The sequence below is a fragment of the Mesorhizobium sp. M0410 genome (genome assembly GCF_040321435.1).
Classification (GTDB): domain Bacteria; phylum Pseudomonadota; class Alphaproteobacteria; order Rhizobiales; family Rhizobiaceae; genus Mesorhizobium.
The window spans coordinates 253,877-272,705 of sequence record NZ_JAMYRN010000004.1; the positions used below are offsets into that span (position 1 = coordinate 253,877).

General features: G+C 62.3%; 22 protein-coding genes. 12 read left to right on the top strand and 10 right to left on the bottom strand.

Features of this window, described 5'->3' with window-relative positions:
- Positions 1–32 precede the first annotated feature (32 nt).
- A complete protein-coding gene (purC, locus tag NKI63_RS07295; protein ID WP_023674725.1) occupies positions 33–827 on the bottom strand; it encodes a phosphoribosylaminoimidazolesuccinocarboxamide synthase in 795 nt (264 codons plus the stop codon).
- A gap of 270 nt (positions 828–1,097) precedes the next feature.
- On the opposite strand from purC, the gene NKI63_RS07300 reads away from it, so the two are divergent.
- Together NKI63_RS07300 and NKI63_RS07305 are read left to right on the top strand one after the other, a co-directional pair.
- On the top strand, positions 1,098–1,418 hold the full coding sequence (locus tag NKI63_RS07300) for a DUF1476 domain-containing protein (RefSeq protein WP_254817651.1): 321 nt from the start codon (positions 1,098–1,100) through the stop codon (positions 1,416–1,418).
- Between the two features lie 118 nt (positions 1,419–1,536).
- On the top strand, positions 1,537–2,310 hold the full coding sequence (locus tag NKI63_RS07305; protein WP_352506422.1) for an HpcH/HpaI aldolase family protein: 774 nt from the start codon (positions 1,537–1,539) through the stop codon (positions 2,308–2,310).
- Here NKI63_RS07305 and NKI63_RS07310 read toward each other — a convergent pair.
- On the bottom strand, positions 2,307–2,855 hold the full coding sequence (locus NKI63_RS07310; RefSeq protein WP_352820979.1) for an RBBP9/YdeN family alpha/beta hydrolase: 549 nt from the start codon (positions 2,853–2,855) through the stop codon (positions 2,307–2,309). The genes NKI63_RS07305 and NKI63_RS07310 overlap by 4 nt on opposite strands.
- A 271-nt stretch (positions 2,856–3,126) precedes the next feature.
- Here NKI63_RS07310 and NKI63_RS07315 point away from each other — a divergent pair, with 271 nt between their 5' ends.
- Positions 3,127–3,939 carry a VOC family protein gene (locus NKI63_RS07315; protein WP_352820874.1) on the top strand — a complete coding sequence of 271 codons (813 nt, stop codon included), beginning with the start codon at positions 3,127–3,129 and terminating at the stop codon, positions 3,937–3,939.
- A gap of 5 nt (positions 3,940–3,944) precedes the next feature.
- Here the strand turns inward: NKI63_RS07315 and NKI63_RS07320 are convergent, their stop codons facing one another.
- The 4 genes from NKI63_RS07320 to NKI63_RS07335 are packed head-to-tail and all read right to left on the bottom strand — an operon-like array spanning position 3,945 to position 7,121.
- Positions 3,945–4,517: an RBBP9/YdeN family alpha/beta hydrolase gene (locus NKI63_RS07320; protein WP_352820877.1), complete on the bottom strand. Its 573-nt coding sequence runs from the start codon at positions 4,515–4,517 to the stop codon at positions 3,945–3,947.
- Positions 4,517–5,824: an adenylosuccinate lyase gene (purB, locus tag NKI63_RS07325; RefSeq protein ID WP_352820880.1), complete on the bottom strand. Its 1,308-nt coding sequence runs from the start codon at positions 5,822–5,824 to the stop codon at positions 4,517–4,519. Before purB ends, NKI63_RS07320 begins: the two co-directional genes overlap by 1 nt.
- Before the next feature lie 59 nt (positions 5,825–5,883).
- Positions 5,884–6,384 carry a hypothetical protein gene (locus NKI63_RS07330; RefSeq protein ID WP_352820883.1) on the bottom strand — a complete coding sequence of 167 codons (501 nt, stop codon included), beginning with the start codon at positions 6,382–6,384 and terminating at the stop codon, positions 5,884–5,886.
- 11 nt (positions 6,385–6,395) lie between these two features.
- Positions 6,396–7,121 (bottom strand): DUF2259 domain-containing protein, encoded by a 726-nt coding sequence (locus NKI63_RS07335; RefSeq protein WP_352820886.1) that lies wholly within the window; start codon positions 7,119–7,121, stop codon positions 6,396–6,398.
- Between the two features lie 244 nt (positions 7,122–7,365).
- Between NKI63_RS07335 and NKI63_RS07340 the strand changes: the two genes are divergently transcribed.
- Positions 7,366–7,620, top strand: coding sequence for a DUF2171 domain-containing protein (locus tag NKI63_RS07340; protein ID WP_254817658.1), 255 nt, complete (start codon positions 7,366–7,368; stop codon positions 7,618–7,620).
- A 45-nt stretch (positions 7,621–7,665) separates the two neighbouring features.
- Here NKI63_RS07340 and NKI63_RS07345 read toward each other — a convergent pair whose 3' ends face one another.
- Both NKI63_RS07345 and NKI63_RS07350 read right to left on the bottom strand, forming a co-directional pair.
- Positions 7,666–8,685 (bottom strand): P1 family peptidase, encoded by a 1,020-nt coding sequence (locus NKI63_RS07345; RefSeq protein WP_254817735.1) that lies wholly within the window; start codon positions 8,683–8,685, stop codon positions 7,666–7,668.
- A gap of 14 nt (positions 8,686–8,699) precedes the next feature.
- Positions 8,700–9,773, bottom strand: a complete 1,074-nt coding sequence (locus NKI63_RS07350) for a branched-chain amino acid ABC transporter substrate-binding protein (RefSeq protein WP_352477374.1) — start codon at positions 9,771–9,773, stop codon at positions 8,700–8,702.
- Positions 9,774–9,953: 180 nt separating this feature from the next.
- Here NKI63_RS07350 and NKI63_RS07355 point away from each other — a divergent pair, with 180 nt between their 5' ends.
- From NKI63_RS07355 to NKI63_RS07375, 5 genes are all read left to right on the top strand, one after another.
- Complete coding sequence (locus NKI63_RS07355; RefSeq protein WP_352506415.1) at positions 9,954–10,448, top strand: flavin reductase; 495 nt, start codon at positions 9,954–9,956, stop codon at positions 10,446–10,448.
- A 224-nt stretch (positions 10,449–10,672) separates the two neighbouring features.
- On the top strand, positions 10,673–11,011 hold the full coding sequence (locus NKI63_RS07360) for an XdhC family protein (protein ID WP_352506414.1): 339 nt from the start codon (positions 10,673–10,675) through the stop codon (positions 11,009–11,011).
- A 6-nt stretch (positions 11,012–11,017) separates the two neighbouring features.
- Positions 11,018–11,722: an XdhC family protein gene (locus NKI63_RS07365; RefSeq protein ID WP_352506413.1), complete on the top strand. Its 705-nt coding sequence runs from the start codon at positions 11,018–11,020 to the stop codon at positions 11,720–11,722.
- Positions 11,719–13,329 (top strand): NTP transferase domain-containing protein, encoded by a 1,611-nt coding sequence (locus tag NKI63_RS07370; RefSeq protein WP_352506412.1) that lies wholly within the window; start codon positions 11,719–11,721, stop codon positions 13,327–13,329. Before NKI63_RS07365 ends, NKI63_RS07370 begins: the two co-directional genes overlap by 4 nt.
- A gap of 92 nt (positions 13,330–13,421) precedes the next feature.
- On the top strand, positions 13,422–14,279 hold the full coding sequence (locus NKI63_RS07375) for an alpha/beta hydrolase family protein (RefSeq protein ID WP_352506411.1): 858 nt from the start codon (positions 13,422–13,424) through the stop codon (positions 14,277–14,279).
- Here the strand turns inward: NKI63_RS07375 and NKI63_RS07380 are convergent.
- Complete coding sequence (locus NKI63_RS07380; protein ID WP_352506410.1) at positions 14,276–15,313, bottom strand: DUF1176 domain-containing protein; 1,038 nt, start codon at positions 15,311–15,313, stop codon at positions 14,276–14,278. The two genes, NKI63_RS07375 and NKI63_RS07380, sit on opposite strands and share 4 nt — an antisense overlap.
- A gap of 123 nt (positions 15,314–15,436) precedes the next feature.
- Here NKI63_RS07380 and NKI63_RS07385 point away from each other — a divergent pair, with 123 nt between their 5' ends.
- On the top strand, positions 15,437–15,943 hold the full coding sequence (locus NKI63_RS07385; RefSeq protein WP_254817666.1) for a DUF1993 domain-containing protein: 507 nt from the start codon (positions 15,437–15,439) through the stop codon (positions 15,941–15,943).
- 50 nt (positions 15,944–15,993) lie between these two features.
- Here the strand turns inward: NKI63_RS07385 and NKI63_RS07390 are convergent, their stop codons facing one another.
- Positions 15,994–16,158, bottom strand: coding sequence for a hypothetical protein (locus tag NKI63_RS07390; protein WP_352506409.1), 165 nt, complete (start codon positions 16,156–16,158; stop codon positions 15,994–15,996).
- 329 nt (positions 16,159–16,487) lie between these two features.
- Between NKI63_RS07390 and NKI63_RS07395 the strand changes: the two genes are divergently transcribed.
- Together NKI63_RS07395 and NKI63_RS07400 are read left to right on the top strand one after the other, a co-directional pair.
- A complete protein-coding gene (locus tag NKI63_RS07395) occupies positions 16,488–17,513 on the top strand; it encodes an aldo/keto reductase (RefSeq protein ID WP_352820891.1) in 1,026 nt (341 codons plus the stop codon).
- A 47-nt stretch (positions 17,514–17,560) separates the two neighbouring features.
- A complete protein-coding gene (locus NKI63_RS07400; protein ID WP_352820893.1) occupies positions 17,561–18,826 on the top strand; it encodes a cysteine desulfurase-like protein in 1,266 nt (421 codons plus the stop codon).
- The last annotated feature ends 3 nt before the right edge of the window (positions 18,827–18,829 follow it).

Genomic DNA, 18,829 nt, shown 5'->3' on the forward strand with positions numbered 1-18,829 from the left:
TGCTCCTGTTCACCTGTTGAGCGGGCAAGCCATCAGTGCGGCTTGCCTTTGACGCCGTCGGTCGATGCGACCAGCACCGGCCCGGCCGGACGCGGCGGTTCGTTCTCGTTCATGATGCCGAGGCGGCGGGCAACTTCCTGATAGGCTTCGACCAGCCCGCCCATGTCGCGGCGGAAGCGGTCCTTGTCGAGCTTGTCCTGGGTCGCCACATCCCACAGCCGGCAGGAATCCGGCGAGATCTCGTCGGCGACGACGATGCGCATCATATCGCCTTCGAACAGGCGGCCGCATTCGATTTTGAAATCGACGAGCTGGATGCCGACGCCCATGAACAGTCCGGAAAGGAAGTCGTTGACGCGAATGGCCAGCGCCATGACGTCGTCGATCTCCTGTGGGCTCGCCCAGCCGAAGGCGGTGATGTGCTCTTCCGAGACCATCGGATCGTCGAGCGCATCGGCCTTGTAATAGAATTCGATGATCGAGCGCGGCAGCACGGTGCCTTCCTCGATGCCGAGACGCTTGGCCAGCGAGCCGGCGGCAACGTTGCGCACCACCACTTCGAGTGGGATGATCTCGACTTCCTTGATCAGCTGCTCACGCATGTTGAGCCGGCGGATGAAGTGGGTCGGAATGCCCATCCGGTTGAGATGATTGAAGATGTGCTCGGAAATGCGGTTGTTGAGCACGCCTTTGCCATCGACGATTTCATGCTTCTTCTTGTTGAAAGCGGTAGCGTCGTCCTTGAAGAACTGGATCAGCGTGCCAGGCTCCGGTCCCTCATAAAGGATCTTGGCCTTGCCTTCATAAATGCGGCGGCGATTTTTCATCTGATTTTTCTCTGGATTTGCGGGCAGGCGGCAAGCGACCAGTTCCTGTCCGTCTGCCTAAAATAAGATGGCGACGGTGGGGTTCAATGCCGGTGTCTATCCCAATCGCACTGTTTGCTCAATCGGCAAATCCTTTCAATCAACCGCTTTCGGGGACCGAAATGCCGCAGCGCAGCAAGCAATGTAGCATATTGACCGGCCGGCGCCCTTTTGGTTTGTGCTCCGGCAACACATATTGGCACGACGAATCGGATTTCACGGAGGGATGCCATGAGCAGCATGAAAGACCGCGAAGAGGGCTTTGAGCGCAAATTCGCATTCGATGAGGAACTTCGGTTCAAGGCTGCGGCACGCCGCAACAGAGCGCTCGGCCTGTGGGCTGCCGAAAAGCTCGGCAAGTCAGGCACCGATGCCGACGCTTATGCCAGGGAAGTGGTCGTCAGCGACATTGAGGAAGCCGGCGATCACGACGTTTTCCGCAAGATACGCAAGGATTTCGATGCGGCCGGCATTGACCAGTCGGACCATCAGATCCGCCGCACCATGGATGAATTGATGGCGCAGGCGATCGAGCAGATCAAGAACACCTGATCCTTCTCTATACCGATCGAATGCTGGACCAATCGACCGCTCGGCCCAACCGGGCGGTTTTTCTTTGCCTTTGCGGTCATTTCCGGCTGAATTGTTGCAACCAAAGAGGAAATCGCCAATGTCCCTGAAGTCACGCCTTGCGGCCGACGAGACACTGTTCACCGCATGGTCAGGCGTGCCGGATGCTTTGACGGTCGAGATACTGGCCAGACAAGGATTCGACGCGGTTACGCTCGACATGCAGCATGGTGGCCATCACGAGGACAGCGTGCTGCGCGGGCTTGTGCCGGTGCTGGCCGCCAACAAGCCGGCTTTGGTGCGCATCCCGGTCGGCCGCTTCGACATGGCCAGCCGCGCGCTCGACTTCGGCGCCGAGGCTGTGATTGCGCCGATGGTGAATTCAGTGGCGGACGCAAGGCTGTTTGCCGCCGCCATGAAATACCCGCCGCTCGGCGAGCGCTCCTGGGGCCCCACCTATGCCTTTCCGCGTCATGGCAAAGGCGATCATGCCGACTGGCTGCGCGACAGCAACCAGCGCACCATGGCGTTCGCCATGGTCGAAACGCGCGCCGCGCTTGCTGCACTCGACGGCATCCTCGACACGCCGGGTATCGACGGGATCTTCCTCGGCCCGTCGGATTTCTCGATCGCCTGGTCGAAGGGGACCACCGTCAGCTCGACGCTGGAGAGCATGATGGAGACCGTCGCCTCGATCGCCGAGCGCACCCGCAAGGCCGGCAAGCATGCGGCGATCTACGTGATGGAACCGGCCATTGCCGGTCGTGTGGTGTCGATGGGTTACCGGCTGCTGGCGATGGGTTCGGAGCATTCGCTGATTTCGCTTGGGGCAAAGACCCTGCTGAGCAGCGTCAGGGATTCGATCGCTTCCTAGAGATCCGTCAGGAATTTCGCGAACGTCATCGAACCTTCGGGCCAGGGGCCGAAGCCGGAATCCGCGTTGAGATGACCGGCATCGCCGGCGTCGATGAACAGCGAGCCCCAGGCCGCGGCAATGTCCTCGGCGACGCCAAAGGCGCAGAACGGGTCGTTGCGGCTGGCGATCACCACCGACGGAAATGGCAGAGGATCGCGCGGATAGGGACCGAAGGTCATCAGGTGCCTCGGCTTTATCTTTGGATTGGCGACATCGGGCGGCGCCACGAAGAAAGCGCCGGCGACCGGTCGCTCGAACCGAGACAATGCCTGGATGACCGCGGCGACGCCAAGCGAGTGAGCGACAATGACGACCGGCCGCTCGGCCTGGTTAACCGCCTTGGCGACACCGGCCGTCCAATCCTCGCGCACCGGCTTCGACCATTCCGTCTGTTCGACGCGGCGCGCTGTCGATAGTTTCGCCTGCCAGCGGCTCTGCCAATGATCGGGGCCGGAATTGGTGTAGCCCGGCACGATGAGAATATCTGCTTCCCTGACTTTCATGGCGCGCATGTAGCGAGAGGCGCTGTCGGGTGCAACCGGGTATGAACTCAACACTGACATGCAAACGCACCTCTCATGAGTCCGGTCTGCTCGCTATTGTGAACACCTTGTTCGCTTCTTGCGCTCTTGTGTGAACGATAGCGATCGACGATCTGTCGCCAGGAAAGAATGGCTGTTCCGAGATTTTGGCACGGACACGGCGTAGAATGATTGATGGCGCCAGGTTCCTCCGTTGGAAGCTTGTCGAGCGCCGGCTGAACGGAGCACTTCGATGAGCGAACTGCCTTTTGCCGCAACGACCCCGGTCAGCGTTGCCCGCGTCGGCTTGCGGGCGCGCGATGCAGAAAATCTCGCTGCCTACTATAGCAAAGTCGTCGGTTTGCAGGAACTGAGCCGCGCCGGCGGCACGATTACGCTCGGCGCAGTCAATCGCCCTTTGCTCGACATCGAAGCGGATCCGGCTGCGAAACCCGATGACCCGCGCAGCGCCGGTCTTTTCCACACCGCCTTCCTGCTCCCTAGCCGGGTCGATCTCGGCCGCTGGATCAACCACGCTATCGCGGGCAAGATTGGCATCGAGGGCGCGTCCGATCATCTGGTCAGCGAGGCGCTTTATCTTACCGACCCGGAAGGCAACGGCATCGAGATCTATGCCGACCGCCGCCCCCAGGATTGGAAATGGAATGGCGACAAGATCGCGATGGCGACGGAGCGGCTGAACATTCCGTCGGTCATTGCCGAAGTGCCGGCCGGTGACGTCGGCTGGCAGGGCGCGCCGGAAAACAGCATTATCGGCCACGTCCATCTGCGGGTCGGCCGGCCGGAAGAAGCCGAAGCATGGTGGCATCAGGAGTTCGGTTTCGACACCGTGGCAAAATACGGTGGCGCGGCGGTATTCTTGTCGTCCGGCGGCTACCATCACCACATTGGCGCAAATGCGTGGCAGAGCGCGGGTGCCGGCCGCCGCGATCCCGCCCGCTCCGGCTTGGCCTGGGTCGAGATGCGTTCGGACAATGTGGCTGATGCAACGACCCGCGAGGATCCGTGGGGCACGGTGATCAGGACCGTTCCCGGCAAGGCGTAGTTCGGTTAGAGCTTCGCCTTTTCAAGCAAGCGGCCAAGCATCAGCAGGCCCGCCGGCCACAGGCCGAGGCCGGCCTCGTTTCCCATATGGCCGAGATCGCCGGCATCGGCGATATCCGCGCCCCAGGCTGCGGCAAAAGCGGTCGCCTTGTCGAAAGTGACGCGCGGGTCGCTGCGGCTCGCCACCACCAATGCCGGGAAGGGCAGGCGCTTCAGCGGCATCGGCGCGAACGGGCGCACCGCGTCGAATGAGGAATCGGTATCCTCGACATTGGTCGCGGCAACCAGGAATGCCGCCGCGACCTTGTCGAGTTGGCTTTGACTGGCACTAGCAGCCCACTTCACCGCCGTCGCCACCGCCAGCGAATGCGCAAGTAGCACGACGCGGCGCGGTGCGGCGGCCACCGCCGCATCCACCTGGCCGATCCAGTCCCCAAGCTTAGGCCGGTCCCACTCGGCCTGCAGCACGCGGCTCGAATTGGGGAACACCCGGCACCAATGCGACATCCAATGATCTGGCCCGGAGTTGCCGCGCCCGGGCAGGGCAAGGAAATCGAAATCTCCGGCTGACGAAATCATCAGGCCTCTCCAAACACTCGGCTAAAGATCGTATCGACGTGCTTGGTATGATAGCCCAAGTCGAATTTCTCGCGGATCTCGGCCTCGGGCAAGGCTGCGACAACGTCCTTGTCGGCCAAAAGTTCCTCAAGAAAATCAGCGCCTTGCTCCCACACCTTCATCGCGTTGCGCTGCACCAGCCGGTAGGCGTCCTCGCGCGAAACGCCAGCTTGCGTCAGCGCCAGCAGCACGCGCTGCGAATGCACAAGGCCACGGAATTTGTTCATGTTCTTCAGCATGTTGTCGGGGTAAACGAGCAGTTTGTCGACAACGCTGGTCAGCCGTGAGAGCGCGAAATCGAGCGTCACCGTCGCGTCGGGCCCGATCATGCGCTCGACCGAGGAATGCGAGATGTCGCGCTCGTGCCACAGCGCCACATTCTCCATTGCCGGCAATGCGAACGAGCGCACCATGCGGGCAAGGCCGGTTAGGTTCTCGGTCAGCACCGGGTTGCGCTTGTGGGGCATCGCCGACGAACCCTTCTGGCCGGGTGAAAAGTACTCTTCTGCTTCGAGTACCTCCGTGCGCTGCAGATGGCGCACCTCGATCGCCAGCCGCTCGATCGACGAGGCGATCACGCCGAGCGTGGCGAAGAACATCGCGTGGCGGTCGCGCGGGATCACCTGCGTCGACACCGGCTCCGGCTTCAGTCCGAGTTTCTTGGCCACGTATTCTTCGACATATGGGTCGATATTGGCAAAGGTGCCGACCGCCCCGGAGATGGCGCAGGTGGCGATGTCCTCGCGTGCGTGCACCAGCCTCTCGCGGCAACGCGAGAATTCGGCATGGGCCTGCGCCAGCTTGACGCCGAAGGTGGTCGGCTCGGCATGGATGCCATGGCTGCGGCCGATTGTGATCGTGTCCTTGTGCTCGAAGGCGCGGCGCTTGAGCGCCGCAAGCAGCCCGTCAATGTCGGCCAGCAGGATGTCGCTGGCACGGGTGAGCTGCACGGCAAAACAGGTGTCGAGAACGTCCGAGGATGTCATGCCCTGGTGGATGAAGCGGGCATCCGGCCCGACGAATTCGGCAAGATGGGTGAGAAAGGCGATGACGTCATGCTTGGTGACGCGCTCGATCTCGTCGATGGCTTCGACATCGAATTTCGCCGCCCCGCCTTTCTCCCAGATGGTCTTGGCGGCCTCCTTCGGGATGACGCCGAGCTCGGCCAATGCGTCGCAGGCGTAGGCCTCGATCTCGAACCAGATGCGGAACCGGGTTTCGGGCGACCAGATGGCCACCATTTCCGGCCGGGAGTAGCGAGGGATCATCAGTCGGTCCTGACTTGCGAGAGCATTTGCCCGCGTCCTAACAGAGGCAGGCAAAATGCTCAACGTTGCTGGCGCGCAAACCAGACACTGGCGACAGCGAGCGCAATGAAACCGAGCGGAAAATACAGCCGGATGCCAAGGACGACGAACTGGTAGAGTGCCGTCAACATCGTGAACACGAACTGGAAAACCCAGGTGATGGTGAACGCGGGCGCATGCCATTGGACATAGTAGGAGCGGTATTGCAGCCCAAAGAGGCCGCCGGTGAAGACAATCGTCGCTGCGAGAAGGCAGACGAAGGCGGCGGCGAGGGCGATCTCCCAGTGGCGTCCGAGCGAGACGAGCCGCGCCAGGAACAGCCCAATCGGGAAAGCGAGCGCACCGCCGGCTGCATAAAGCAGCGAGACGAAGCGGATCTTTGCCGGGGTCTCCCAATTGTACTGCAGCAGATTGAGGAGCGCGCTGGCGCCCATCGCCATGGCCCACAGCAAGGCACCGGCAAATGCCGTGCGCAGCGACGGCAGAGCGCGGCGGAGACGATGCAGGGTGCGATAGCGCATGGCGGGGAACGTCACAGGCGACGGGTTACCGCGATCCAGCGATAGTCTGGCCCCTCGAACCCGTATTGGCGCACCGCGATCAGCACGGCATAGGCGCTGAGGCTATCCAGTGAAAATGTCTGAACCGCGCCGATCTGGTAGCCGGTCGGACAGCCTCTGCTTTGCGGGATCGATTTGTCCTCGTGAATAATGCTCGTCTGACCGCCGTCCTTCGCCTCGATGCGCAGCAGGCGAAAGCCATTGATCTCGCCCTGGCTCTGGCAGCGCTCGGTGTCATTCATGCCGATCTGGTCGAGCCGGAACTCGAGCGGCTCGTCGACCGGCCAAAAGATCGGGCGCGGATTGACCACCATGCGGAAGGGATCGGCAGAAAGCTCGGTCACCGGGTTGAAGCCGGCGGTGATGCCGCGATTTGCCTTCAGTTCCGCCTGACTGACGATCGCTTCGCCCTTTTGCCGGGCCTGCAACCGCGCCGCGTCCACCGCGGCATTCGCGTCGTCGAGCCGGACACGGATCGGCGAGCCCTTCAGGAAACTGTCGTCGGCCGTGTCGATATAATAGCGGTTTGCATAGGGAAATCCCGATCCGTCCTGGACGCCGTATTCCTCGAAGGCAAAGACCCCGCCATCGCGGCTGAAGCCGAGGATCTCAAGCTCGGCGACATCGCCTGCGTGGCCGGCGGCCAAAGTTGCCAGCTGGGCAAGCAGGCAGGCGGCAAACAGAGCAAGATTTCGCATGGGGAATTCCATTCAGGCGGTCGACGCCGTTAAATTCCTATCACGATGCCGTCAAAAGATCGTGCTGACTGGAACACAAAGTCGATGCATCCAATCCGGCTGTCGTTTGTTATTGTCGGCAGCTTCACCGCATCGTGCCTTCCGAAAATCAGGATCGATTTCGGAAGGCACGGCACATTGAGTCAAAATGTTTAGAGCGTCCTTTGCGCGTTCAAAAGGGCGCGGCGCTATAAGGGAGACCCCCATGACAGATGCAGCCAAGATTCGCGAACGTATGGAAGTGATCGGCGCCGACGGGGTCCATGTCGGTACTGTCGACAAGGTTGACGGAGATCGCATCAAGCTGACCAAGCGCGACAGCGGTGAGGGCGCTCACAGGGGTCATCACCACTTCATTCCTCTCAGCCTTGTCGCCGAGGTCGAGGGCCAAAAGGTGCGGCTGTCGGCAAACTCCGACGTTGCGGTCACGTTCGAGGAAGAAAAATCCGACCCCACTTGATCATAAGTCCAGTCCGGTTACGGCAAATCCGAATAAGCGGCGCGGTCAGCGCGACGACCAGACCGGGAACAGATCGCCCTCGGCCGGCGTCGCGGCAAAGACGCCGCGGCTGATGGCGCGCGCCATCGTGGCGCCGGCCGCGGCGTAGAGATCGATCGCATCGTTGGGCCTGAGCTCGATGCCGCTCTTGCCTGTTGCCAGCGCGAAGACCAGATCGCCGTCTGCGGGCGTGTGCGTCGGCCAAATGGCCCGGACAAAGCCGTCATGCGCTGATATCGCCAGGCGTTTGGCGGCGGCCTTGGTGAGTACCGCATCGGTGGCGATCACGGCGATGGTCGTGTTGGCGCCGGTTTCCGCCTGCTCTGCGGCATGCTTGTCACGGAACTTCAGCAGGATCTTTCTGGCATCGTCAGGCATCGGGTGGGGAAAGCCTAAGCCGCCGAACTCGTCGCCGATCTCGAACGGCGCCGCCCAGAAATGGCGGGTCCCGGCGACAGTCACCGAGCCCGTCGGGTTGACAGCGGCGAGCGCGCCGATGGTGACGCCGCTGTCCAGCACTGTCGAGGCCGAGCCGAGCCCGCCCTTCAAGCCGGAGCTCAAAGCCCCGCTACCTGCGCCGGCAGTGCCGAGGGCAAAGTCGATCGCGGCGGCTTGCGCGGCTTCGTAGCCAAGGTCGCGGTAAGGCGGATACCGGCCCCAATCCTTGTCGCCGCCATTGCGCAGGTCGAACAGGATCGCCGCCGGCACGATCGGCACCCGAAAGCCGCCGACCTCGACGCCGATGCCTCTTTCGCGCAAGGCCGCCTGCACCCCTGACGCGGCGTCGAGGCCAAAAGCCGAGCCGCCGGAAAGCACCACGGCATGGATGGCGTGGATCGAATTGTGCGGCTCGAGCAGGTCGGTTTCGCGGGTGCCTGGCGCACCGCCCAGGATTTGCACGCCGGCCACGGCCGGTTCGTCGCAGATGACGGTGGTCACGCCGGATTTCAGCTTCGCATTCGCCGCATTGCCGACACGCAGGCCGGCGACGTCGGTGATGAGATTGCGCGGACCCGTACGGAACATCCCCGTGCTGGACATCATTGGCTCTCCGCCGGCACGAAACGGCCGCCGTCGAAACGGTAGGCTCGATAAGGATTTTGCGTCAGGTCACCTTTTTCGTCAAAGCGGATCGGTCCGATCGCCGTGGCGAAGTCATGCGCGGTCAGCACGTTGGCCAGTCTCTCGCCGGAGCTTTGCGTCAATGCCGAAGCCGACTTGGCGATCTCGACCGCGGCATAGGCGGGCAGGGTGTAACCTTCCGGCACGATGTTTTGCCCGGCAAAGCTCTGCAGCACCTTGGGGTCGGCGACATCGGCCCATTCGGGCGGCGCGATCATCAGCGTGCCGATGGCATAAGGCACATCGCCGAGCGGCGCGCGCAACGCTTCGCCGCCCGCAAACACCATGCCGGTATTTAGCTGGCCAGCATCCCGGCCCATAATGGCGACATCATCGCCGTCGCCGCCGGCAAAGACATGCGTTGCGCCGGCTTTCTTAAGTCGGCCGATCAGGCCGATCTGGTTGTCGAGCTGCGGCCGGAACGTGTCGACGAACACCGGCTTCAGGGCCGCTTGCTCGGCGGCTGCCCGAAACGTCTCGGCCATTTCGCGGCCATAGATCGTGCCGTCGTCGACGATGGCGAACAGCTCGGTCTGCCATAGGCGGGTGAGGATGGCAGCGACGGCATTGCGCTCGTCGTCGCCGCGCGGCCCGAGACGATAGATCGGCCATCCCGTCTTGGCGCGCCGGTCGGTCAGGCTTTCCGTGCGAACGCCGACTGTGATCACCGGTATGCCGGCATCCTTGAGGATCGGCAGAGCCGCCTCGATTGCGTCGGTGCACAAAAACCCGATGACGACGTTGACCTTGGCCGCGGCGAACTCCCGCGCGGCGGCGGCGCCACCATCGGCCGTGCAGGCGTCATCGATCGTCGTGATTTCGGCGTCGTTCGCTTCAGCCGCCATTGTCGCGCCTGCCTCGATCTGTTTGCCGAGGATCGCCGACGGCCCCGACAGCGGTGCCGCGACGCCGACCAGCAGCCTCTCGGCGCTCGCACCCCCGGCGACCGAGAGCCAGGCCAGCACCGCTATTGTGGTTGTCCAAGGTCGCATGCGAGCGAAGAATTCCTCCGCGCCGATCGCGTGTTCTGCCGGCGCCAATGCCGTCAAGACCTAAAGGCTGGCCAGCTTTGGCGCAACACGGGAATCCAGGATATACGTCAAGCACTTCGCTTGTGGGCTGCAATATCCCCCCATATATAACGGTTGGTTCTGACTAGTGGAAAATCATCGGTGCTGAAGAAGAATGACATCGGGCCGCAGGCCTACCGCGACGCGATGGCCCATTTTGCCGGTCATGTGCATGTAGTCACCACCGATGGCCCCGCCGGCAGGCGCGGCGCGACGGTGATCGCGGCCTGCTCGGTGTCGGACACGCCGCCAACGATCCTGGTCTGCCTCAATCGCGAAAATCCCAAGAATGAGCCGTTCGTGGAAAACGGCAAATTTGCCCTGAACACGCTGGCTTCGGATCAGGAGCCGCTGTCGATCGGCTTTTCCGGCATGACCGGCCTGCCGGTCGAGGAGCGTTTCGCGTTGGCCGAATGGGACGTGATCTCGACTGGTGCGCCGACGCTGAAGGGCGCGCTCGCCGTCTTCGACTGCGAACTGATCGACTCCAAGGATCTGGCCACGCACCGTGTGCTTTTTGGCAAGGTTACAGGTTTGCGCATCGGCGATAACTTGCGGCCGCTGATCTATCACAACCGCGGCTACCACGCTCTGTAGAGGCTTTCAGATGGCTGCGCCCGCGGAGACAGAATGACCGAGTGGAAAACCGCGTCCGGCGCCGCGGATGATCGACGAGACGCTCGATCTGTTGCCCCGTGCGGATTATGTGGCGGAACCGGTCGCTGGCAACCGTGCTGTTTATGGGTTCGGTCGACCCGCGCGGGTGGATCGAGGCTGGCGTGAAGCGCGTCGCATAACCACATGTCTCTCAGGGAGAAATCATGGAACGCAGTATCTATCTCGATGAGGCTCGCGACCCGCTGATCATCGCGGAGGGCTGGATGAAGGACGGCAAGGATGTCGCCATTGCCACCGTGGTCGAGACCTGGGGCTCGGCGCCGCGGCCGGTCGGCAGCCACCTGGTCATCGACGCCGAAGGCAATTTCCACGGCTCCGTCTCGGGCGGCTGCGTCGAAGGCGCCGTAGTCACCGAGGCGCTCGAGGTTATCGATAGCGGCAAGGCCAAAATGCTCGAATTCGGCGTCGCAGACGAGACCGCCTGGCAAGTCGGCCTGTCATGCGGCGGCCGCATCAAGGTCTATGTAGAAAGATTGGGTTGATCTCGAATGGATCCCTATGCGCTGAAGACACTCAACGCCGAACGCCGCGCCCGCCGCGCGGCAATCCTGGTCACCGATCTCGGCGACGGCCGCGACCGTGTCGTGCGCGAGGGAGACCGGGTAGCCGGTGAACTCGGGGCGGCCGTCGCCAAGGCATTTCGCACGGGCAATTCCGGTTCGGTCGAAGCTGAGGGGCGCACGTTCTTCCTCAACGCACATCTGCCGCAGCCGCGCCTGGTGGTGATCGGCGCCGTCCACATCAGCCAGGCGCTGGCACCGATGGCCAGGATCGCCGGCTATCCTGTCGAGATCATCGATCCGCGCACGGCCTTTGCCACGCCCGATCGTTTTCCCGATATCGCGCTGCATGCCGAATGGCCACAGGATGTGCTGACGCGTCAGCCGCTCGATAACTATACGGCGCTGGCTGCTCTCACCCACGATCCGAAGATCGACGATTTCGCGTTGAAGGCGGCGCTCGACGCCGGCTGCTTTTATGTCGGCGCGCTCGGCAGCCGCAAGACCCACGCCAAACGTGTGGAACGCCTGCTGGCTTCGGGGGCGACAGCCGACCAGATCGCCCGCATTCATGCCCCGATCGGCCTCGACATTGGAGCTGCCAGCCCGGCCGAGATTGCCGTCGCGGTGTTGGCGCAAGCGATCCATGCCTTTCGCTCCCGCGGCCTCGAATCCAAAGGCGCGGTCGCGTGAAATTTGGTCCCGTTGCGATCGATGCGGCCGAAGGGGCAGTGCTTGCGCACGCCACTACAGCCGGAGAGCGCCGCTACCGCAAGGCGCACCGGTTAAGCGCCGGGGATGTGTCCCTGTTGAAGGCCGCTGGCATTTCCGAGGTCGTCGCGGCGGTGTTGGCGCCCGATGATCTCAGCGAGGACGTCGCCGCTGAAAAGATCGCCGCATGTATGATCCATCGCAACATCGAGGCGAAGCCTGCCGCGACAGGTAGGGTCAACCTCCACGCGCAGGCTGCCGGCATGTTCACCGTCGACGCGGCGATGATCGACGCCATCAACGCCGTCGATCCGACGATCACCATCGCCACGCTCGCGCAGCATGCGCCGGTCGAAAAAGGTCAGATGGTAGCAACGGTGAAGATCATTCCGTTTGCGGTCGCCTCCGCTTTGGTCGATGCGGTGGCAAGGATCTGCGCGGGCGGCGAGATCTTTGCGGTCAACGCCTATCAGCCGGTGCGCGTCGGCGTCATCCAGACGGTGCTGCCCGGCATCAAACCCAGCGTGCTCGACAAGACGCTGCGCGTCACCGAAGCACGCCTGGCGCGTTCGGGCGGCAGGCTGACGGCGGAGCGTCGAACGCCGCATGAAATTATCCCCGTCGCCGAGGCTGCGGCCTCGCTGATCCGCGACAACGATATGGTGGTGATCTTCGGCGCTTCGGCGATGGCCGATTTCGGCGACGTCGTTCCTGCTGCGATCGAAAGGGCCGGCGGCACTGTCATCCGCGCCGGTATGCCGGTCGATCCCGGCAATCTGCTGGTGCTCGGCACACTCGGCGGCAAGCGCATCATCGGTGCGCCGGGCTGCGCCCGCAGTCCCAAGGAGAACGGCTTCGACTGGGTGCTCGACCGGCTGATCGCCGGTCTCGACGTGACCGCCAGGGATATTGCCGGCATGGGTGTCGGCGGGCTGTTGATGGAAATTCCGACGCGGCCGCAACCGCGCGAGCCGTTGCCGGCCAAAGCCGAACCAAAGGTCGAGATCGTGCTTCTGGCCGCCGGCCGCTCCAGCCGCATGGGCGGGCCGAACAAGCTCTTGGCACTGTTCGATGGCAAGCCTCTGGTCCGCCGCACCGCCGAACGCGCAGTCGGTTCGAAAGCCGCGGCCACCATCGTCGTCACCGGCCACCAGAGCGAGCGCGTGCGCAGTGCACTGTCTGGCCTCGATGTGACCTTCGCCGACAATCCGGATTTCGCCGAGGGTCTGTCTTCGTCGCTAAAGGCCGGCATCGCCAAGATTTCCGGCGACGCCGCCGGCGCCATGATTGTCCTCGGCGATATGCCCGGCGTCGCCTCGGCCGACCTCGACAGGCTGATCGAGGCGTTCCGCAGGTCCGAAGGCCGATCGGTGGTGCGGGCCTCGCACGCTGGGCGGCGCGGCAATCCGGTGCTGCTGCCGCGTTCGCTGTTTGCCGCGATCGCTCACCTCCAAGGCGATACCGGCGCCCGCCATCTGGTCGAGGCCGAAGGGCTCGACGTCATCGATGTCGAGATCGGCGAAGGGGCAGCGATCGATGTCGACACGCGCGAGGCGCTGGAAGGCGCCGGCGGCGTGCTGCAGGATTGACAAACCGAAGCCGAAAAACGCATGGCTGAGGGATGGCCTTTCGTTCCTGCTTCCGGTTCCGCTTGCCCCCCTCTGGCCTCCCGGCCCTGCCGATGGCGATTCTTTTGCAGCTCTTTTGTGTCGCCTACGCCAACGCTCTCGAACTCAAACCCTTCAAGGACGATCTGTTCGCCTATCCGGTCACACTCTCGTCCGAGAGCAACGGCGCCTATACGGTGGTCGATTATCGTGAGCTGCGCGACATCAACGCTCGTGACGAAGTGCCTGAGCGTCGTGTGCACGCGCAATACACCGAAACCGGCGTGCGCAAGGTGCAGCAGGATCTCTTGCTGAAGACCGACGCCGGCGATGTCCGCCACATTGCCGTCGGCAAGACCGGGGGCGCCAGCATCATCGTGCTTTATCTGCACGGGCAGGGCGGCAGCCGTAAGCAGGGCACCGACGACTTTACCTTCGGCGGTAATTTCAATCGCATCAAGAACCTGATGGCGGGCAACGGCGGTCTCTATCTATCGCCGGACTTTTCCGATTTCGGCGACACAGGTGCCGCCCAGATCGCCGCGCTGATCGACCACTATGCCGAACAATCGCCGAGCGCAAAAATCTTCGTCGCCTGCGGCTCGATGGGCGGCTCATTATGCTGGAAGCTGGCCGCCCGCAATGATACCGGCCGGCGCATCGACGGGCTGCTGCTGCTCGGCTCGCTATGGGACGAGAGTTTCTTCTCAAGCCCCGCCTTCAAGCGTCGTGTGCCGGTCTTCTTCGGCCAAGGCAGCAAGGACCCGGTGTTTCCAATCGAGAAACAGGAAGCCTTCTTCCGCTCCATCCTGGCCAAATCGAAGAGCTATCCCACGCGCTTCGTCCGCTTCGAGACCGGCACGCACGGCACGCCCATCCGCATGACCGACTGGCGCGGCACGCTCAACTGGATGTTGTCGAAGGCCCCTTAAGGCGCGGTATTGTAGTCGACGACCGTCTGCGGATTTTCCTCGCCGTCATAAGACGCGTCGACGTCGTACTGGACCAGGGAAAAATCGCCGTTGCGAAACAGATAGGTCCCCGACGAAGAGGCATCGCCGATGCCACGCCATTTGTTGAAGGTGGTGATCGTCTTGGTCTCTTCGTCGTAATCGGAATTGGTTGCCCAGCCGGAGGTCTGGAAGCCAACTATGGTCATGCCCAGCAATTTGCCGTCGCTGTCATTGTTCTCGTAGCGGATGTCCATTTCAGGTTCGGCGAACTGCAATTGTCTTACGCCAAGCACGTCGTCGCTCATGTAATAGATCGAGTTTTCGTTGTAGGCCGCGGCCGAGCAGGCGAAATGGAAAAGCCGCGTTTCGCTTTCGGGATCGCTGGCAGCCGCATCCTTGTCCTTGTAGTGGATCGAGAAAATGTCCGGCTTCTGCGCCAAAAGATCCTTGTCGCACTGGTCGCCATAAGTCGCGGCAAACGCCTTGTTGGCCTGCTCAAGCGCTGCGTCCTTCTTCGGCGGCGGCGGTCCTTCGCCGCAGCTTGCCGGCACGGCATCCTCAAAATCGGCCTTTGAGGGTTTCAGCGCACCCTTGTCGATGAAGATCGAGCGAAATGGCGGTTCCTGGATCGAGGCGTTGATCTGGCGCAGCGTATAGCAGCCGGCAAAGACATTCTCGCTGCCGTCCTTGGCCGTCGCCCGGATGGCGACCGGAACGCTGTAGTAGATGCTGCCGGCAGCCCCGTCTTCGGATACGCCACCGGTTTTCACTTCGACCGTGTCCGTGCCGTCATAGCCTTTGACGAAGGAATTGAAATCCTTGGCCGGCTTGGTGTCGCCGAAATAGTCCCAGGCGCGCGCGAATTCGTGCCGGCTGATGGCACTATAAAGCGACCGGATCACCGCCTCGGCATTCGACCTGTCGTCGATATAAGGCGCGTCTGCGGCGAGCGCCGATTGGCCGGCAACGGCAAGAGAGATAAAGGCGGTCGCTGCAAAAAGGGCGCGTCTCATCGGGAACCTCCACTCGATAAAAAATCCTATCATATCGATCGCGGCGACGTGGTGGCGCTTGAACAATCGCCTGCGAAAGCGCTACCTCTCGCCATAGGCAGTAGGGCCCCGTGGAGATTTCTTGTGACCATATCAATGTATGAAGCATCCGTGCCGGTATTTTCGGCGAGGCTGAAGTCACTAGCCAATGTGCTGAACATTGCCGAGCAAAATGCGGCTGATCGCAAGATTGATCCGCAGGTGTATCTGACGGCGAGGCTGGCGCCGGACATGTTTGCGCTGACCAGGCAGGTACAGATTGCCACCGATCACGCCAAGGGCGCGCCGTCGCGGCTTGCCGGGCGTGAGGTGCCAAAATACGAGGATAATGAGACGAGCTTCGTTGATCTGCAGGCCCGCCTTACCAAGACGCTCGACTATCTCGCGACATTTTCGGCGGCCGAATTCGATGGTTCAGATGACAGGATGGTCGAACTGCGGCTTGCCGGGCGCGAGGTTTCGATGCCGGGAATGCAGTATCTGCTGCATGCCGCCATGCCCAATTTCTACTTCCACCTGACCACCGCCTACGACATCCTGCGCCACAACGGCGTGCCATTGGGCAAGTCGATCTTCCTCGGATTGCGTTGAGATTAGCTCGTGAGATATCCCGCTGCGGCGGGATTCTCACGGCGCGCTGTTTAGCGTACGGACATTTCCCGAGCGATGCGCGGGAAATCGGCCGGCTTGACGCCGATATCGGCGCGATCGGCATTGCTCATCGAATGGAGCAGCGCCAGTGCCGCACGATAACGCAGTTGTTCCCGCGGACGCGGACGGGCGAACATTTCAGTGAAGAATCCCATGATTCAAGCCCCTTATTGAACCTCCACGGCCGTCAATATAGGCAGATCATGACAATTGTGCAGTGCAGCATTCGCATGGCAGCCATGCTGCCCTGATCTTTTTTGACATAATTCGGCTGTTCCGGCGAAACTTCGGCGGTGCTTCGAGCGTAGGCCTCAGTCCCGGCACTTGGCCGGTTTTTTGTTAGACGCAGCGAAAAACTCCGTTCGCCGGCATCCTGGAAAGTCGCCTGGCCTGCCGTCGGTGGGCTTGGAAGCGGGCGGCGCTTTCCTGTATGCTATTGCTTCCTCCTCGCGCAGCCGCGCAAAATTCCCGCCGGAGAAACTCCATGCACAAACGCCGTCTCGGCCAGACCGATCTTTTCGTGTCGCAAATCTGCCTCGGATCGATGACTTGGGGCCAGCAGAACACCGAGGCGGACGGTCACGACACCGCCGAACTCTATCCGATCCCACCCAAGGCGGAGACACAAGGCCGTACCGAGACAATCATCGGCAATTGGATGAAGGAGAAGCGCAATCGGGACCAAGTGATCGTCGCCTCGAAGGTAGTTGGTCGCACCGCCAACACTTGGTTTCGCGGCGACCGCTCGTCTAAGCTGGTGCGCGCCGATATCTTCGACGCTATTGATAAGTCACTCGCCAGGCTCAACACCGATTACATCGACCTATATCAGATCCATTGGCCGGAACGCGACGTGCCGTGGGGCGCCAATCCGAACCGCATCGGCACCTTGCCGCGACGCTCCGATGCCGCCGGTGTGCCGGAAGGCGAGACGCCGATCGCCGAGACGCTTGCCGTATTTGATGAACTGGTGAAGGCCGGCAAGATCCGCCATTTCGGCCTGTCGAACGAGAATTCCTGGGGCGTCATGCGTTTCATTGCCGAAGCCGACAAGGGCCTCGGCCCGCGCGTCGCCTCGCTGCAGAACGCCTATAATTTCGTCAATCGCACCTTCGAGGTGAACCTTGCCGAAGTCTGCGAGCGCGAGCAGGTGTCGCTGCTTGCCTATTCACCGCTGGCGCAAGGCTATTTGACCGGCAAATACGATCATGGCGCGCGGCCGCAGGGCTCGCGCTCGCAGTTGTTCAACCGCGGCCAGCGCTACGAGACGCCGAATGCTGCCGAGGTGCAGCTCGAATACAACCGGTTGGCGCGCACCTTCGGCATGGAGCCGGCGCTGTTTGCCAATGCCTATGTCTCGAACCGGCCCTTGGTCACCTCGAACATCATCGGCGCCACCACCATTTCGCAACTCGAAATGGCGCTCTCTTCCGCCGACGTGGTCTGGACCGAGGACATGCAGAAAGCCGTTGATGCGATCCACCAGCGCGTCGGCAATCCGTGCCCTTGATGCGTCGGGCGTGGTTGTCCGATCGTCATAAGGAGAGGGGAACAGCCATGGGCTTCCGGATCGACGCGGTGCGCGCGAAATTTCCGGCTTTGTCGCTGACCGACAAGGGCCGCCGGCGCATTTATCTCGACAATCCTGCCGGCACGCAGGTGCCGCAGTCGGTGGCGGACGCGGTGTCACGCTGCCTGCTGACCACCAATGCCAACCTCGGCGGCTTCTTCGAGACCACCATTGCGGCACAGGACATTGTCGACGAGGCCCATCTGGCGATGGCCGATTTCCTGGGTGCGGCAAGTCCGCCGGAAATTATCGTCGGTGCCAACATGACGACATTGACCTACCACATGTCGCGAACGCTCGGCCGCACGATGAAGCCCGGGGACGAGATCATCCTCACCCGCATGGACCATGAGGGCAACGTCTCACCCTGGCTGCAACTGGCTGAAGACCTTGGCCTTGTCGTGCGCTGGCTGCCTTTCGACCAGCAGAGCTGGCAGATCGAGGAGGCGGCGCTCGCCGCGTTGCTTTCCGAGAGGACGCGGCTCGTCGCGCTCAACTACGCCAGCAATCTCACCGGGTCGATCAACCGGGTGAAGGCGTTGACCGGCATCGCTAGGCGGGCTGGTGCGTTGGTCTACGTCGATGCCGTCCAGTTCGCGCCGCATGGTCTGATCGACGTCCAAAACCTCGGCTGCGATTTCCTGATCTGCTCGGCGTACAAGTTCTTCGGCCCGCATATGGGAATTTTGTGGGGCAGGCTGGGCGTTATCGATGCGCTTAAGCCGTATAAATGCCGTTGCTCGTCCAATGCCTTGCCGGAGCGCTTCGAGCTCGGCACGGTGCAAATTGAATTGATGGCCGGCCTGTCGGCGGCTATCGATTATTTTGCCGAGTTGGGAGCGGCAGCTGGCGCGCAAGGGTCGCGTCGGCGGAAAATCGCCAAGGCCTTCGAAGTCTCAATCGCTTACGAGAACCCGCTGACGCAACAGTTGATCGACGGTCTGTCGGATATTGCCGGCCTGACCATCCACGGCATCACCGATCCGAAGCGGATCGATGAGCGTGTGCCGACGGTGTCGTTCACTGTCGAAGGCATAGTGCCGGAGACGGTCGTGCGGCAGATGAATGCGGAAAACATCTTCCTGTGGTCCGGCCACAACTACGCCTGGGAGATCGTCCACCAGCTCGGCATTCCGGCCGAGCAGGGCGTGGTGCGCATCGGCATCGCTCATTACAACACTGCAGCCGAGATCGACGAGACGCTGGAGAGCGTGCACCGCGTTGTCGCCATGCTGAGGCAGGAGCGATCCTGAGCG

Bases quoted from the DNA above. Each gene is read 5' to 3' on its own strand.
- NKI63_RS07395 (WP_352820891.1), top strand. From the start codon at position 16,488: ATGCACAAACGCCGTCTCGGCCAGACCGATCTTTTCGTGTCGCAAATC.
- NKI63_RS07345 (WP_254817735.1), bottom strand. From the start codon at position 8,685: ATGTTCCGTACGGGTCCGCGCAATCTCATCACCGACGTCGCCGGCCTG.
- NKI63_RS07365 (WP_352506413.1), top strand. From the start codon at position 11,018: ATGGATCCCTATGCGCTGAAGACACTCAACGCCGAACGCCGCGCCCGC.
- NKI63_RS07350 (WP_352477374.1), bottom strand. From the start codon at position 9,773: ATGCGACCTTGGACAACCACAATAGCGGTGCTGGCCTGGCTCTCGGTC.
- NKI63_RS07340 (WP_254817658.1), top strand. From the start codon at position 7,366: ATGACAGATGCAGCCAAGATTCGCGAACGTATGGAAGTGATCGGCGCC.
- NKI63_RS07305 (WP_352506422.1), top strand. From the start codon at position 1,537: ATGTCCCTGAAGTCACGCCTTGCGGCCGACGAGACACTGTTCACCGCA.
- NKI63_RS07400 (WP_352820893.1), top strand. From the start codon at position 17,561: ATGGGCTTCCGGATCGACGCGGTGCGCGCGAAATTTCCGGCTTTGTCG.
- NKI63_RS07380 (WP_352506410.1), bottom strand. From the start codon at position 15,313: ATGAGACGCGCCCTTTTTGCAGCGACCGCCTTTATCTCTCTTGCCGTT.
- NKI63_RS07360 (WP_352506414.1), top strand. From the start codon at position 10,673: ATGGAACGCAGTATCTATCTCGATGAGGCTCGCGACCCGCTGATCATC.
- NKI63_RS07330 (WP_352820883.1), bottom strand. From the start codon at position 6,384: ATGCGCTATCGCACCCTGCATCGTCTCCGCCGCGCTCTGCCGTCGCTG.
- NKI63_RS07390 (WP_352506409.1), bottom strand. From the start codon at position 16,158: ATGGGATTCTTCACTGAAATGTTCGCCCGTCCGCGTCCGCGGGAACAA.
- NKI63_RS07315 (WP_352820874.1), top strand. From the start codon at position 3,127: ATGAGCGAACTGCCTTTTGCCGCAACGACCCCGGTCAGCGTTGCCCGC.
- NKI63_RS07335 (WP_352820886.1), bottom strand. From the start codon at position 7,121: ATGCGAAATCTTGCTCTGTTTGCCGCCTGCCTGCTTGCCCAGCTGGCA.
- NKI63_RS07320 (WP_352820877.1), bottom strand. From the start codon at position 4,517: ATGATTTCGTCAGCCGGAGATTTCGATTTCCTTGCCCTGCCCGGGCGC.
- purB (WP_352820880.1), bottom strand. From the start codon at position 5,824: ATGATCCCTCGCTACTCCCGGCCGGAAATGGTGGCCATCTGGTCGCCC.
- NKI63_RS07300 (WP_254817651.1), top strand. From the start codon at position 1,098: ATGAGCAGCATGAAAGACCGCGAAGAGGGCTTTGAGCGCAAATTCGCA.
- NKI63_RS07375 (WP_352506411.1), top strand. From the start codon at position 13,422: ATGGCGATTCTTTTGCAGCTCTTTTGTGTCGCCTACGCCAACGCTCTC.
- purC (WP_023674725.1), bottom strand. From the start codon at position 827: ATGAAAAATCGCCGCCGCATTTATGAAGGCAAGGCCAAGATCCTTTAT.
- NKI63_RS07310 (WP_352820979.1), bottom strand. From the start codon at position 2,855: ATGAAAGTCAGGGAAGCAGATATTCTCATCGTGCCGGGCTACACCAAT.